Origin of the sequence: Marinobacter sp. SS5-14b (genome assembly GCF_030541005.1) — a bacterium.
In the GTDB taxonomy this organism is placed as follows: domain Bacteria; phylum Pseudomonadota; class Gammaproteobacteria; order Pseudomonadales; family Oleiphilaceae; genus Marinobacter.
The window spans coordinates 96861-112229 of record NZ_JASSVM010000005.1 but is presented as its reverse complement, the minus strand read 5'-3'; the positions used below and the strand labels follow the sequence as shown (position 1 = coordinate 112229).

Sequence of the window (15369 nt, the reverse complement as noted above, 5' to 3'; positions counted from 1 at the left end):
ATGCACCCCGCCGAGGCACTGGCTCAGCAACTGAAGCCCGGCCGCGGCTGGGATCAATGGCTGGTGGACGAGTTCCACCAGCCATACATGCGGCAACTGGCAGAATTCCTGGCCGCCGAAGAAAAGGCGGGCAAAGTGTTGTTCCCGGAGCAGAAACACTGCTTCAACGCCCTGAACAGCACCCCACTGGACCAGGTCAAAGTAGTGATTCTGGGCCAGGACCCTTACCACGGCCCCGGTCAGGCCCATGGCCTTTGCTTCTCCGTCCGCCCCGGCGTGCCAACACCTCCCTCCCTGGTCAACATCTTCAAAGAGATCCAGCAAGACCTCGGTATAGCTGCTCCTGATCACGGCTGTTTACAGCCTTGGGCCGAGCAGGGCGTATTACTCCTCAACGCGGTTCTCACCGTCGAACAGGGCAACGCCGGTGCGCACCAGAACAAGGGGTGGGAGGTCTTCACTGACAAAGTGATCGAAACCGTTAACCGGGAGCGGGATGGCGTGGTGTTTCTGCTCTGGGGCAGCTACGCCAGGAAAAAGGGCCGACACATCGACCGTAACCGCCATCTGGTTCTGGAAGGCCCGCATCCGTCACCGCTCAGCGCCTACCGGGGATTTTTCGGTTGCCAGCACTTTTCAAAAGCCAACGACTGGCTTCAAAAGCAGAGCAAGCCTGCTGTTGACTGGGCTTTGCCAAGCAAGGCGGAGTTGATAGAGAAATACCACAAAGAACGAGGCTAAACGCAATTGTAGCCATCGGGGCTGGGGCAGGCACCCAAAACCGTGCGGAGCCAGGGATGGCGGAGCCGAGCACGACCGCCATGGATGGTGGGAGTGCAGATTTTGCAGGAGCAAAAATCTGCCAGGGATGTATTCACAGCGTGTTTTGGGTGCCTGCCCCAGATCCGAGGGCGTGCGGGTCAGCTCGGTATATTTTGGGAGCCGGACCGACCGCCGAGACGGCAGGTCCCGCTCCAAACCCTGAGTAAACTCCAGTTACTGAAGCAACGCCATAGCCGCTTCCATCTGAGCGTTGAGATCCTCTTCCTCGGCCATATTGGTTTCAGGATCCAGTCCCAGGCGACTAAACGCCGAAATGGTCGAGAAATCCATCTCATTCCAGGGATGGTCGGTTCCCGCCACCAATTGCAGATTGGCGATCATCACCAGATCAGCATAATCCGGAGCAGGCACTTCGCGCTGGAAGTTGGCATATTCAAGCGGAACATCTTGCAGTTCTTTCGGGAAATCCCATTTTTTCAGAATTAAACTACCAATGCGCGGGTGCAGTTGCTCTATCACGTTGTCGAGCATGATGCTGCTGATCTGGATGTCCTGGTCTTCAACGTAGCGCAGGATGGGCAGCACGCCGATCAGGTGGACAAGGCCGGCCAGTGTGGCCTGGTCGGGTTTGAGTTTTGTGTAGTGCTGGGCCAGAACGTGGCAGATGCCGGCCACTTCGGTACTGGTCTGCCAGGTTGCACGCAGGCGCTTGTCGACCATATCCGAGGTGGCCTGGAACATCTGTTCCATGGCCAGCCCCATGGCCAGGTTGCTGGTATACGCCATGCCCAGCCGGCTAACCGCCATGTTCAGGTTCTCGATAGCACGGCTGCCCCGAAACAAAGGGCTGTTGCAGACCCGTATGATGCGAGCAGACAGTGCAGTGTCGTTGCTGATGACCCGCACCAGGTCTGCAATCGCAGAATCCTCGGACTCGGCTATGTCACGTACCTGAAGGGCCACCTCGGGCAGTGTCGGCAGCACCAGTTTGTCGTTTTCAATGGCGCTGGTCAGGTCAGACTTTATGGTTTCAACAATATTGGTCATGGTCAGTAACGTTCCACTTGTCTCGTTGCCCTCGGACAGGGGGCTGTATAAACCGGTATGTGCTTTATATATAGCAAAATTTCCCGGTCTTTCCTGTCAACTTATGTATCCGCTTGCGTTTTCTGCTCCCGCTCAGGCACCGGATAGGGCAGGTGCTCAAGCCGGATCATGGCATCTTCGGAGCCGTCGAGTGATAGCGAATCCATCTCTGCATCGTGGCGTATGACCGCCAGCATCTCGCCCTGGCGGTCCTGCGTCAGCACGGCGTTTACGATTTCACCCACCTTGTTGCCCCTGTCCAGCAACCTTGTGCCTTCCGTCGGAGCGTCATCCAGGTTGCTGAACGATAACCGGAACAGGCTTTTTTTAAGCTGACCCAGAAAGTGCATCCGGGCAATCACTTCCTGGCCGGTGTAGCAGCCCTTCTTGAAGTGTACTCCCTGCAAATGCTGCAGGTTCAGCATTTGCGGTACATAGGTGTCCTGGGTTGCGGGTGTCAGCCAGGGCACACCGGCCGAGATACTGGATGCGAGCCAGCTATTCAGAGACATCTCGGGCAATCCGGACGGTATGTTCGGCTCTTCGGATGGCTGCCACCACTCGTAGCGTGGTATGCCTTCGCCTGTGTCTTCCACGCGGATCAGGTGGCTGGTATGGGTCTGCAGAACCTGCCCGGGCCGCGCAAGGGCCTTTGCGCCCTGACCGGCAACGGCTATGGCGGCAGCCTCGCCGACCAGGCCGAATATTCTGGCAGAGGGCAGGGCCTCCATTGTGGTGCCTCTGAACAGCATGAGGTACTTCCTGAAATGGCTGAGGGTGGTTTCGGCCTGAGGGGAATCCAGGTCCATCAGAAGGTCATTGCCGTCCCTTACCAGGCGTGTCAGGCAATAGGCTCGACCCTTGGGCGAGCACGCCGCGGCACGCAATGACTGATCGCGGGTAACTTCGTCAACATGCTGAGTGAACTGGCCCTGCACGAACTTGTCAGTGCCCGGGCCGCTGATACGAATCATCACTCGATTGTTCAGTGCCACCAGGCCTGTGGGCTGAGCACTTGAAACTGGCTGCTTGTCCTCTTTGCTCACGATGGTCTCCAGATGAGTACGATGGCGTTCAGTACGGATTGGCAGAATGCCCTGTTCGCAGCTGCATTCTAAGCCGCCTGAAATCAGGTTCGGTGGCATTGCCTCTGAACGGGCCGGCGTTGCCGGTCATCAGGGTGATCATGCTACCTGATACAGGTTTTTTGGGTCTGAGTTTCAGGATCACAAGCGTGGGGCTCAGGTAACTGGAGCCGCAAACGGTCACGGGGATTTCGTCGCCATTGGTGAGGCTGCATGTGAGTCCGTTACCGTCACTTTGTAATGACACAATTGCGTTGGGGGTTTGCAGCAGGCCGTAACGCCGAAAAGAATGCCAACCCATACCGCATGCCGGAATCAGGCCGGCCAGGAGCAGAGGGGATGATTCCAGGGCTGCAGCAACGGAAAACGCGGCCAAAGCAAACCACGGAACGGTGGCCAGCAGTCCGGCAGAACCTGAGGGTGACAGGTTCAGGTTAATCCGGCTGGACACGGTTCAGAATTATTTCGACCATACGGTGAAGATCCGGATCATCAGGCTGACTGCGCTGCATGAACCACTCAAACATATCGGCATCTTCGCAACTCAGCAGCTTTCGATAGCGAGCCTGATCTTCCGGATCGAGATCCCGGTAGGCCTCTTCCAGAAAGGGGATTAGCAGCACGTCCAGCTCAAGCATGCCCCTGCGGCTGTGCCACCATAAACGGTGGAATTCAGTGTGTTCTTTTGATTCATGGGTGTCGGACATAGTGAGTTCCGTCTTGAGAAGCGTTGTGAAGTCCCCGGTTCAGGGAGACAGCGTTCGATAGGTTGTCGGTACCAGTACGGTATCGCGGGCTTCGTTCTGCAGCCCCGGGTAATCCAGGGTGTAGTGCAGGCCTCGGCTTTCTTTGCGCTGCAGAGCCGAACATATGATCAGGTCTGATATGGTCACCAGGTTGCGCAACTCGATCAGGTCATTGGTGACCCGGTAGTTGCTGTAGAACTCGCTGATTTCTCCGGATAACAGGTCGACGCGATGTTTGGCCCGTTGCAGCCTCTTGGTGGTGCGAACGATACCGACATAGTCCCACATGAAGTGACGCAGCTCATCCCAGTTGTGGGAAATGATGACATCTTCGTCGGAGTCCCGCACCTGGCTTTCGTCCCAGCCCGGGGCTGATGGTGCCGGCGGAATATCGGCTTCCCGTCGGGCAATGTCCTGGGCGGCGGCTCGGCCGTACACCAGGCATTCCAGCAAAGAGTTGCTGGCCATCCGGTTGGCCCCGTGTAGCCCGGTAAAGGCGGCCTCGCCGACTACGTACAGCTGGTTTATGTCGGTTCTTGCGCGTTCATCACTGATAACGCCCCCACAAGTGTAGTGGGCGGCAGGCACAACGGGTATCGGACTTTTGGTAATGTCGATGCCAAAGCTGAGGCATTTTTCATAAATGGTCGGGAAATGATGTTTTATGAAGTCGGCCGGTTTGTGACTGATGTCCAGTAACAGGTGGTCAGCACCCAGTCGCTTCATTTCGTGGTCGATTGCCCGGGCGACTATGTCTCTGGGGGCAAGCTCTGCTCGATCGTCAAACCGATCCATGAATCGACTACCATCCGGCAGCCTGAGCACGCCACCTTCGCCGCGGACGGCCTCGGTGATCAGAAAGGATTTGGCGTGGGGGTGGTACAGACAGGTGGGATGGAACTGATTGAATTCCATATTGGCCACCCGGCAGCCTGCACGCCAGGCCATGGCAATGCCATCACCGGAGGCGCCATCCGGATTGGTTGTGTAACGATAGGCTTTGGATGCGCCGCCGGTAGCCACCACGGTAAATCTCGCGCGGAACAGCTCAACGTGGTTGTCTTCCAGGTTGAGAACGTAGGCGCCGATGCAGCGGTTTCCGGGTAGTGAGAGCTTGCGATTGGTGATCAGATCCACCGCGACCCGGCCGGATTTGAGTTCAATGTTGGGCCTGGCTGCCGCCTGGCTTGCCAGTGTCGTGGAAACCGCCTGACCGGTGGCGTCGGCTGCGTGAATAATGCGGCGATGACTGTGGCCACCCTCTCGGGTCAGGTGGTATTGGTCGTTGTCTTCTTGCCGGGTAAAGTCCACACCGGACTCAATCAGCCAATCAATGGCTTCTTTTCCATGCTCAACCGTGAAGCGCACCGCATCTTCATGGCAGAGCCCGCCGCCTGCGTTCAGTGTGTCCTGAATATGGTTCTCGACGGAATCGGTAGCATCGAGAACCGCCGCTATCCCGCCCTGAGCCCAGAGCGTTGCCCCGGAGCTTATGTCGGCTTTGCTGACCACGCAGACCCGCAGGTGTTCCGGCAGGTTCAGGGCAACGGTCAGTCCGGCAGCGCCGCTGCCAATAATGAGAACATCGTATTCGTAGGATTGTGGCATTGAGTCGTTATCGCGGGCCATAATGTGGACGTGTATTGAACTAAACTTTACGCTTGCTGTCTATTTGGCCTGATGGATATGCCACCAGCCGGTTGCTGTCTGCAACCTGGGTTCTATTGTGAGCGCCGGAAAAGCCGAATGACACAAGCCAGCCTTTTAAAAGCCACCGCGGTGGCAAACAGAACAGGACACTCCGTTGCGTCGTCCATGACTCCTGATAATGACTGGAAACCGGGTGAGCAGACCGAAAGCCAGACGGATCTGCAGTTGGTGCGCAAGGTTCGCAATGGTGACCGTGCGGCCTTTGACTTGTTGGTGGTGAAATACCAGTCGCGGGTGGCGTCTATTATCAGCCGCTATGTATACGACAGTCAGGAAGTGATGGACCTGGCACAGGAAACCTTCATCAAGGCCTTCCGGGCGATCGACCGTTTTCGGGGCGACTCCGCATTTTACACCTGGCTTTACCGGATTGCTGTCAATACGGCCAAAAACTATCTCGAAGCCCGCGGTCGCAGGCCGCAGGGTTCGGCCGACTCTGCCGAGGCAGAGAATTACGATGATGGCAGCCGGTTACGGGACCTGGCCTCGCCTGAGCGACTTCTGCAAAAGGAACAACTGCAGAAAGCATTGTCTGAAGCTATATCCCGGTTACCAGAGGAACTCCGTTCGGCGTTTCTACTCAGAGAGTATGACGGGCTTAGCTACGAGGACATTGCCGGGATTCTGGAATGCCCCATCGGGACCGTGCGCTCCAGGATTTTCAGGGCCCGGGATGCGGTGGACCGCCATATAGGCCCATTGCTTAATCATTCAGTGACGTAAATGAGGTTGCATCCGATGGATGAGCGTCTCAGAGAAACACTTTCAGCAATGATGGATGACGAAGCCGATGAGCTTTCAGTACGTCGTCTGTTGTCGCACGAAAACCAGGCCGACGTCAGAGACCAGTGGCAGCGATGGCAGCAGGTACGTGACCTGATGCATGAGAATCACGGCCCTTCGTACGGTGTGGATCTGGCCGGTGCGGTGCGAGAGGCCCTTGACGGCCAGGAACGTCCGGCTCCGGTCGCGGAGCGGGCCAGAACGGTGGCTGTGTCCTACTGGCGATGGCCGGTTGCGGCGATGGTTGTAATGGCTCTGGTGGTGGGATTTGGTGCCGGGGCAGGCTGGGATGCTCAGCCGGATGAGATGACGGATGTTCTGGCCTCCGCCGGGATAGACAGCCGTAATCCCGCCTTGCTGCCGTCGGCTGTGGAAGAGGTGGCGTTGCAACGGCTTGATGAACAACAGCTGCGCCAGATGCGGCAATATTTGCTTGAGCACGCACAACATAACAGCGTGGGTGCGGGTCGCGGATCAGTGGGTTATGCCCGCCTGGTCAGTGCCAGTGGCGGTTATTGATCCTGGGGTGTCTGTTCATGAAGTTTCCGGTTAAAGACAGGTTGGCAATGGTTCGCGGATTGACGTTGCTCGCCTTGGCGTACTTGTTGAGTGTACCGGGGGCGTATGCCCAGGCTCCGGGGGAGGTTGGTAATGCCCCCCAGACCGAGCAGGCCATGGCCTGGCTGGAGCGCCTGGGGCCGGCGCTGAACATGACATCCTATCAAGGGGTGTTCGTATATGCCCGGGGCGATCAGGTGCATTCCATGCGTATTGCCCACCGGTTCCGGGATGGCCGGGTTGAAGAACGTCTGGTTATGCAGGACGGTGGCAGCGGCGAGATTGTCAGAAGAGGTATGAACGTAGTCTGCGTGTTACCGGACCAGGGGCGCATTCGGCTGGATGAGGTGATTCCCTCAGGCCCTTTTGCCGAAGCATTCACCAGTCAGCTCATGCCGTTTGGCCAATGGTACCTTCCCGAGCTGGTGGGTGAGGACCGGGTAGCAGGTTACGACGTAGTGACCGTTGCGTTGACCCCGAAAGATGAGCATCGATACAGCCATCGGCTCTGGCTCGAAAAGAGCACGGGCCTGCTGGTAAAGAGTCATGTCAGGGATGTCGACGGTGCGGTGTTGGAGCATTTTCAGTTCACCAGCCTTGAAATTACAGATGACATTCCCGACGCCGAATTTGAGATTCAAACCCGAGGCCGGGAAATTACCCGCAGCCTGGATATTGAAGCTGCTCGCCAGTCTCCCGTCGGGCGTATGAGTGGCTGGACTTTGAACTGGCAGCCAGAGGGGTTCGTGCCAGCTGCGGTGCCGCGTTCTGGCAAGGGCAAAGCGGTTGCTTTTTCCGATGGTCTGGCGGCATTTTCGGTTTTTGTGGAGCCTGTAACCGGGCTGAAAATGCCCACCGGTGCCTCGCGTATTGGTGCCACGACGGTGTATATGCGGGAGCTGTCCGTGGCTGATCGTCCGTTTCTGATCGCCGTGGTTGGAGAAATTCCACCTGGAACCGCCAGAAAAGTGGCTGATGCCGTCAGTATTGACGACGAAATGGCCCGCGGGTGGTCCGCCCGTGATCACTGAAACCGGAAAAGTCGTGGCGCTCAATGGCGAGCATGCGTGGGTTCAGACGATACGAGTCAGTGCCTGCGAGAGCTGCTCGGCACGGTCCGGCTGTGGTCAGCGGGCGTTGGCTGCCGTTTCCGGGGGGCGGGCGAATCAGATTCTGGTTGAAAATACGGCCGGCGCCCGGGTGGGTGACGAGGTCGTGATTGGCGTTGACGAACAGTCCCTGCTCTCGGCCTCTCTGGCGGTTTACGGGGTGCCGTTAGTGTTGATGGTGTTGATGAGCATTGCTGGCCATCGCTGGTTTGGCGGAACCGATCTTGTCGCTATTCTTGGAGCTCTTGTCGGGCTCGGGACCGGGTTCTGGCTGGTTCGCCGCTGGCAGTCACGGTCCGGGGAAAAGTTTCAGCCACGGATGATTCGGATCAACCGAATCGCTGCGGTTCCATGTTTGTGATCTATACGAGTTTTTAAGTTGAAAATCAGTTGGTCGGCCCCAGATATAAGCGTCTGACCAACGGCCAAAAGGGGGTTCAACATGCCAAGAAAAAACACAGAGATCGCCCGTTTTCCCGAGACCTTCCGCCCGGGAGTGGTGATGGGCGTTCTGCTGATGCTTGCTGTTATGGTGTCGGTATTCTGGAGCCAGGGCCTGGCGGCACGCGGGTTGCCGGACTTTACCGAGCTGGTGGAAGAAAACTCCAGCGCGGTGGTCAATATCAGTACTACCAGTGAGCCGACGAACCAGGGTTCGGGGTTTCACGGCCTGCCTTTTGATGAGCGCCAGCTCGAACAGTTGCCCCCCTTTCTCCAGGATTTTTTTCGCGGTCCCCAGTCTCCCTTTGGCGGAGCGCCCCGGGCTCAACAGCCCACCCGTTCCATGGGGTCCGGATTCATTGTCTCGAAAGACGGTTACGTGCTGACCAACAATCATGTGGTTGAAGGTGCGGATGAAGTGGTGGTTCGGCTGAACGATCGCCGGGAGTTTGCGGCTGTGATCGTGGGAACCGACCCTCGCTCTGACATGGCAGTGCTCAAAATAGAAAATGCCGATGATCTCCCGGTGGTGAAAGTTGGCAGCTCGAAAGATCTGAAGGTCGGCGAGTGGGTGTTCGCGATTGGCTCACCTTTCGGGTTCGACTATACCGTTACCGCGGGCATTGTCAGTGCGCTTGGGCGGTCTCTGCCTTCTGAAAACTATGTACCTTTCATTCAGACTGATGTGGCTATCAACCCGGGCAATTCCGGCGGGCCCTTGTTCAACCTGGACGGTGAGGTGGTTGGCATCAACTCCCAGATCTACACTCGGTCCGGCGGCTTCATGGGCGTGTCATTTGCTATTCCGGTGGACGATGCCATGAGCGTGTTTCGCCAGCTTCGTGACAAGGGTACCGTGGCCCGCGGCTGGTTGGGGGTGCTGATTCAGGAGGTCAATCGCGACCTGGCGGAAACCTTTGGCCTTAAGCGACCGCGAGGCGCATTGATTGCCGAAGTCATGGATGGCTCGCCGGCGCTGGCTGGCGGACTTCAGTCCGGCGATATTGTGCTTGAGTACAACGGCGAAGAGGTCCAGCTGTCCTCCGACTTGCCACCGATGGTGGGCCGAACCCCGGTGGGTGAGTCGGCCAGATTGACGGTGCTGCGTGAGGGCAAAGAGATTGCTCTGGATGTGGAAATCGGCGCCTTGCCGGAAGACTCAGGCGCCGGGGCAAAACCGGCCACCGGCGGCCGTAATGACAGTGCGGCTGATGCTCTCGGTCTGGCGGTTGAACCGCTAGCGCCAGACGTCGCCCGGTCTGCCGGTGTTGAAAGCGGTGTTCTGGTGTCGAATGTCAGCCCTGGCCCGGCGCTTGATGCGGGCATCCGGAACCGCGACATCATCACCGAAATTAACCGCCAGAGAGTGAGCTCGGTCGATGAGTTCCGTGACGTGGTCAAAGGCTTGCCAGAGAACCGGGCCGTCTCGGTGCGCATTGTGCGCCAGGGTCGGGCTATCTATCTGGTGATGAAGCCGTGACCTGATCCTGCCAGATAGAGTGTTCAGGCTCCCGGAGTGTGCCACGACATGCCCGGGAGCTTTTGCTATACTCGCCCGAATTGATAAAAAACATGGGTCATGGACCGGACCATAAGTGATGATAGCCAATAAGGAATTGCCCACCCGTCAGCTGCTCGAGCTGCGCAACGCCTGGATTGCCTGGCTGGTTTTCCTGGTATCCGTTGTGGTAACGATCCTGCTTTGGCAGGTTTCTATTCGGCTGGTAGAAGACCGTACCGAAGCCAAATTCCGCGCTCAGTCCCTTCAGCTAAAAACGTCGATTGAAGAGCGGTTGCTCAACTATGAACAGGTGCTCGCCGGAAGTGCAGGCCTGTTCGCTGTTTCCGGTGAGGTCAGCCGGTCAGAATGGCGGGAGTACGTTGATAAGGTTGATATAAACCGCTATTACCCGGGCATTGAGGGTATTGGTTACGTTCAGCGCATCGGCGTCCGGCAGATGGCCGATCACATTGCCTCGGTTCGTGCCGAGGGGGTTTATAACTACCTGGTAAAACCGCTGGGCACCGGGCCTTATTACTACCCGATGGTGTATCTTGAGCCTGGCACAAACCGGAATCGCAGGGCTCTGGGCTACGACGCATTCAGTGATCCGATTCACCGGGTGGCCATGGAGCAGGCGCGGGACGATGCCACCCCCACGGTCACTGGAAAAGTAGTACTGGTGCAGGAATCGGTCGCTGAAGATCAGGCCGGCTTCCTGATGTATTATCCGGTCTATCAAGGTGGTGAAATCCCTGAAATTCGCGCAGAAAGGCGAATGATGCTGGCGGGTTATGTTTTTAGTGCCTTCCGGATGAACAACCTGATTGACGGTATTGTCGGACTGATTTCCCCGTTCCTGGATGTCCGTATCTATGACAGCGCGACCGTATCCCGTAACACTCTGATGTACGGTTCAAACCTCGGATCGCTGGATAACGAATTCAGCTTCGAGATGAGCCAGACTATTTCTCATGGTGGTCGCAACTGGCTGCTGCAAACCCGCTCGACTCCCGCGTTTGATTTTCTGGCAGCGGATCCCAGGCCTCCGATTGTGCTGGGCTCCGGTCTGGCTATCAGTGTACTGCTGTGCCTGTTTGTTTTGTCGCTTGTGCGCTCCCGGCTGATAGCTCAGGTCAGTGCAGGCCGTTACCGGGCCATTACCGAGGGCGCTGCGAACGTTACCCTGGTGATGGATCGCCTTGGTGATCCTCTATACGCCAGCCCATCCAGCAGGGATATTCTGGGGTTTGATCCGGAGAAAGTGCACGATCTTAAGTTTAACAGCCTGGTGCACGAGGATGACTGGCCCCAGTTGAAGCGTGGCTTTAAGGAGGCCATGGCTTCGCCCGGCAAACAGATGCCGGTGGTTCGGGCGCGGATCAGTGATGCCGATGGCCAGTGGCGCGACATGGAAGGTACGTTCACCTCTATGTTAAAGGTGCCGGGTGTGGATGGTGTCGTGATCAGTCTACGAGATCTGACTCAGCTCAAGGCTGCACAGTCCGAATTGCACCGCCTGGCCTTCTACGATCCGCTGACCGGCCTGGCGAACCGCCAGCTTTTCCGGGACCGCTTGAGTCATGTTGTGCGCCGTTGCCGCCGAAGTGGTGAGCCCGCTGCCCTGATGTTTCTTGATCTCGACGGATTCAAGCGGATTAACGATACCCTGGGTCACGATGCCGGCGATGAATTGCTGCGCCAGGTTGCCCAGTGGCTTGAGGGCTGCGTGCGGGAGGAAGATTCCGTTGCGCGGTTGGGCGGTGACGAGTTTGTTGTGTTGCTGTCCCGAATCAGTGGAACCGATGCGGTGAGCAAGGTGGCGGATTCCATTCTGCGCAGGTTGTGTCAGAGAATCAGGCTGAATGACCATGACGTGGGTATTACCGTCAGTATTGGTATCACGATGATTCCGCACGACAGCGAAGATGTGGGTGCTCTGATGAAGTATGCGGATCTGGCGATGTACCGTGCCAAAGAGCTGGGCCGCAATACCTACCAGTTTTTCACTCCAGCCATGAATATCCAGGCTGCCAGGCGGCTGTTGCAGCAGGAGGAACTGGCGGCAGCACTGGAAGGTGACCGTTTTGTGCTGCACTACCAACCCAAAATTGACCTGGTCAGTCAGAAAGTGATTGGTGTTGAGGCGTTCCTGCGCTGGCACCATCCGGAAAAAGGCCTGGTTTCTGCTCAGCAGTTCATTAATCTGGCCGACGAAACGGGTTTGATTATCCGGCTCGGCGAACAGGCGCTGCGGCAAGCCTGCATTCAGGTGCAGGCATTGGAGCGGGCCGGGTTTGAGTCCCTGAAAATGGCGGTTAACTTCTCGGTGCGCCAGCTAACGGATTCCGGTTTTCTTGACCTGATCCGGCGGGTGATCACGGAAACCGGTGTTTCACCGGACCGGCTCGAGCTGGAAATGCCCGCCGAGCTGCTCAACGAAGATCCCCGTATGCTCAGGGAGTTACTGGTCTCCCTGAATGACCTCGGGGTTTGCCTGATACTGGACGATTTCGGAACCGGTTCATGCTCGCTGGTGGCGCTACAGCAACTTCCGCTGGACGTGATCAAAATCGATCATCGGTTTATTCGCGATATCCCCTACAACGTCAGTGCGACCGATGTCGCTTCTGCGGTGATTGCGTTGGCGCACAAGCTGCACCTGACCGTGGTGGCCGAAGGGGTGGAAACCCTGCAGCAGCTTACCTTCCTGAAATCCGCCGGCTGCGCCCAGTGTCAGGGTAATTTGTTCAGCTATCCGCTGGACGAAGATGCCCTGATTGGATTCCTGATTCGCCAGTACGAGAAGCCGCTTATTTCCTGATCATGGCAATGGCGGCCGGTAACCGGTAAAATCACGCCGTTCCCGGACCCGGTAGCGGCCATTCCGGGCTCAATCCTACGTCTTATATGAGTAATCATTGTCTGTGACTGACCTGAGCCGAATCCGTAACTTTTCCATCATTGCCCACATTGACCACGGTAAATCCACTCTGGCGGATCGTTTTATCCAGATCTGCGGAGGCTTGACCGAGCGTGAAATGGCCGAGCAGGTGCTCGATTCCATGGATCTGGAACGGGAACGGGGCATTACCATCAAGGCCCAGAGCGTAACGCTCAACTACAAGGCCAAGGATGGTGAAACCTACAAATTGAATTTTATCGACACCCCGGGCCACGTGGACTTTTCTTACGAAGTGTCCCGCTCCCTGTACGCCTGTGAAGGTGCTCTGCTGGTAGTGGACGCGGGACAGGGTGTTGAAGCCCAGTCGGTAGCCAACTGCTACACAGCGCTGGAGCAGGGCCTGGAAGTGGTGCCGGTTCTGAACAAAATGGATCTGCCTCAGGCCGAACCCGAGCGTGTGGCGGCTGAAATTGAAGACATCATCGGTATTGAAGCCCAGGATGCCGTGCGTTGCAGTGCCAAGAGCGGCCTGGGCGTTGAAGATGTGCTTGAAGATCTGATCAAGAAAATTCCGCCACCCAAGGGCGACCGCAGCGCGCCTCTGCAGGCGCTGATTATCGATTCCTGGTTCGATAATTACCTGGGTGTTGTCTCTCTGGTACGAGTCACCGAGGGGGTTCTGCGCAAAGGCGACAAGATTGTTATCAAGTCGACCAAGAAGGCCTGGAACGCTGACAAGGTGGGTATTTTCAACCCGAAACCTACGGATACCAACATCCTGGAGGCGGGTGATGTCGGGTTTGTGGTTGCCGGTATCAAAGATATTCACGGCGCTCCGGTGGGCGACACCATTGTGCACCAGAAATACGCCGACGAAACGCCGATGCTGCCCGGCTTCAAGAAAGTACAGCCGCAGGTATACGCGGGACTGTTCCCCGTCAGTGCAGACGATTACGACGACTTCCGGGATGCGCTTGAAAAGCTGACCCTGAACGACGCTTCGCTGTTTTTCGAACCTGAAAACTCCGACGCGCTCGGGTTTGGTTTCCGTTGTGGTTTCCTGGGCATGTTGCACATGGAAATCATCCAGGAGCGCCTGGAGCGGGAATACGACATTGACCTCATTACGACCGCTCCGACGGTAATCTATGAAGTGCTCACCAAACAAGGTGAGACCCTGTCGGTGGACAACCCCTCAAGGCTGCCGGATATTGGCTCTATTGAAGAAATGCGTGAGCCGATTGTCGAAGCCAACATCCTGGTACCCCAGGAGCACCTGGGCAACGTGATTGCCCTGTGTGAAGAGAAACGTGGGGTTCAGAAAAACATGCACTTCATGGCCTCTCAGGTGCAGCTCACCTACGAGTTGCCGATGGCGGAAGTGGTGATGGACTTCTTCGACCGGATTAAATCTGCCAGCCGTGGTTTTGCGTCTCTGGATTACCACTTTGTCCGGTTCCAGCTCGCCAATCTGGTGCGGCTGGATGTGTTGATCAACGCAGAACGCGTTGATGCGCTGGCGCTGATTGTTCATAAAGACCAGGCCCACCGTAAGGGGCGTCAGCTGATCGAGAAGATGAAAGAGCTGATACCGAGGCAGATGTTTGATATTGCGATTCAGGCCGCGATCGGCACCCAGGTGGTTTCTCGGGTTACGGTAAAAGCGTTGCGGAAAAACGTAACAGCCAAGTGTTACGGTGGCGACGTCAGCCGAAAGAAGAAGCTGCTTCAGAAGCAGAAGGAAGGTAAAAAACGCATGAAGCAGCTGGGTAATGTCGAGGTGCCTCAGGAAGCGTTTCTTGCTGTATTGAAAGTGGATAACTAAAACAAAGGCTCCCGGATGGATATTGATTTTCCGCTGGTACTTGTAGTTCTGACATTTGTGACAGGCGTAATCTGGCTTGCCGACAAGCTGTTATTGAAAAAGCGCCGTTTGGCCAGTGCGGGTCATCAAGCTCCTGCCGAGGGTGTGGATTCAGAAGAGCAGATCGAGCCGAAGGAACCCTGGCTGATCGAGATGAGCCGCTCGTTCTTCCCGGTTCTGGCTATTGTGCTGGTGTTGCGATCGTTTCTGGTGGAGCCGTTCCAGATACCTTCGGGGTCTATGCTGCCAACCCTGGAAGTGGGTGATTTTATTCTGGTTAACAAATACGCCTATGGCCTCAGGCTGCCGGTCGCCGGCACCAAGATTGTCGATATTGGAGACCCGGAACGGGGCGATGTGATGGTGTTCCGTTATCCGGAAGATGGCACCACCAACTACATCAAGCGAGTGATCGGTTTACCGGGTGACAGCATCCGGTATCGCAATAAACAACTTTTTATCAATGATGAGCCTGTGCCCAGGGATTTTGTGGCACGGCTTCCTCCTATGGAGCGGTGGCGCGAAGAAATGGGCGACGTCGTTCATGATATCTACCTCACTATGGGCCGCGTTAGCGGTGCCGGTGAGGGCGAGTGGAAGGTTCCCGAGGGCCATTATTTTGTGATGGGCGATAACCGGGACAGCAGTAACGACAGCCGATTCTGGGGAACGGTGCCAGATAGCATGGTGGTTGGAAAAGCCTTTGGTATCTGGATGCACTGGAAATCGCTGACAAGTCTGCCATCTTTTGATCGAGTGGGTGGCATTGAATGATCCCGACGGTTTCGGAGCGAACTG

13 protein-coding genes are annotated in these 15369 nt (G+C 56.8%); 9 read left to right on the top strand and 4 right to left on the bottom strand.

Annotated features, from left to right (window positions below; translation table 11 throughout):
* Positions 1-741, top strand: coding sequence for a uracil-DNA glycosylase (gene ung / locus QPL95_RS12680; RefSeq protein WP_303291353.1), 741 nt, complete (start codon positions 1-3; stop codon positions 739-741).
* Between the two features lie 255 nt (positions 742-996).
* On the opposite strand, the gene QPL95_RS12675 is transcribed toward ung, so the two are convergent.
* From QPL95_RS12675 to nadB, 4 genes are all read right to left on the bottom strand, one after another.
* Entirely contained in the window at positions 997-1830 is an 834-nt protein-coding gene (locus tag QPL95_RS12675) for an HDOD domain-containing protein (protein ID WP_303291352.1), read from the bottom strand.
* Between the two features lie 101 nt (positions 1831-1931).
* The gene (locus QPL95_RS12670; RefSeq protein ID WP_303291351.1) at positions 1932-2915 is read right to left on the bottom strand and encodes a folate-binding protein YgfZ; all 984 of its coding nucleotides are present in this window, start codon (positions 2913-2915) and stop codon (positions 1932-1934) included.
* Positions 2916-3388: 473 nt separating this feature from the next.
* Positions 3389-3661 carry a succinate dehydrogenase assembly factor 2 gene (locus QPL95_RS12665; protein ID WP_303291350.1) on the bottom strand — a complete coding sequence of 91 codons (273 nt, stop codon included), beginning with the start codon at positions 3659-3661 and terminating at the stop codon, positions 3389-3391.
* A 39-nt stretch (positions 3662-3700) separates the two neighbouring features.
* Positions 3701-5308: an L-aspartate oxidase gene (gene nadB, locus QPL95_RS12660; protein WP_303291349.1), complete on the bottom strand. Its 1608-nt coding sequence runs from the start codon at positions 5306-5308 to the stop codon at positions 3701-3703.
* 138 nt (positions 5309-5446) lie between these two features.
* On the opposite strand from nadB, the gene rpoE reads away from it, so the two are divergent.
* The 8 genes from rpoE to lepB all read left to right on the top strand — a co-directional run bounded on the left by rpoE (position 5447) and on the right by lepB (position 15345).
* Positions 5447-6133 (top strand): RNA polymerase sigma factor RpoE, encoded by a 687-nt coding sequence (gene rpoE, locus QPL95_RS12655; protein ID WP_303291348.1) that lies wholly within the window; start codon positions 5447-5449, stop codon positions 6131-6133.
* 15 nt (positions 6134-6148) lie between these two features.
* Positions 6149-6712 carry a sigma-E factor negative regulatory protein gene (locus QPL95_RS12650; RefSeq protein ID WP_303291347.1) on the top strand — a complete coding sequence of 188 codons (564 nt, stop codon included), beginning with the start codon at positions 6149-6151 and terminating at the stop codon, positions 6710-6712.
* Between the two features lie 17 nt (positions 6713-6729).
* Complete coding sequence (locus tag QPL95_RS12645; protein ID WP_303291346.1) at positions 6730-7782, top strand: MucB/RseB C-terminal domain-containing protein; 1053 nt, start codon at positions 6730-6732, stop codon at positions 7780-7782.
* Positions 7772-8221, top strand: coding sequence for a SoxR reducing system RseC family protein (locus tag QPL95_RS12640; protein ID WP_303291345.1), 450 nt, complete (start codon positions 7772-7774; stop codon positions 8219-8221). The genes QPL95_RS12645 and QPL95_RS12640 overlap by 11 nt, the downstream gene beginning before the upstream one ends.
* Before the next feature lie 141 nt (positions 8222-8362).
* The gene (locus tag QPL95_RS12635) at positions 8363-9781 is read left to right on the top strand and encodes a DegQ family serine endoprotease (protein ID WP_303291530.1); all 1419 of its coding nucleotides are present in this window, start codon (positions 8363-8365) and stop codon (positions 9779-9781) included.
* Between the two features lie 118 nt (positions 9782-9899).
* Positions 9900-12626 (top strand): EAL domain-containing protein, encoded by a 2727-nt coding sequence (locus QPL95_RS12630; protein ID WP_303291344.1) that lies wholly within the window; start codon positions 9900-9902, stop codon positions 12624-12626.
* A 103-nt stretch (positions 12627-12729) separates the two neighbouring features.
* Complete coding sequence (gene lepA / locus QPL95_RS12625) at positions 12730-14532, top strand: translation elongation factor 4 (RefSeq protein WP_303291343.1); 1803 nt, start codon at positions 12730-12732, stop codon at positions 14530-14532.
* A 15-nt stretch (positions 14533-14547) separates the two neighbouring features.
* Positions 14548-15345 (top strand): signal peptidase I, encoded by a 798-nt coding sequence (gene lepB / locus QPL95_RS12620; protein WP_303291342.1) that lies wholly within the window; start codon positions 14548-14550, stop codon positions 15343-15345.
* Positions 15346-15369 lie beyond the last annotated feature (24 nt).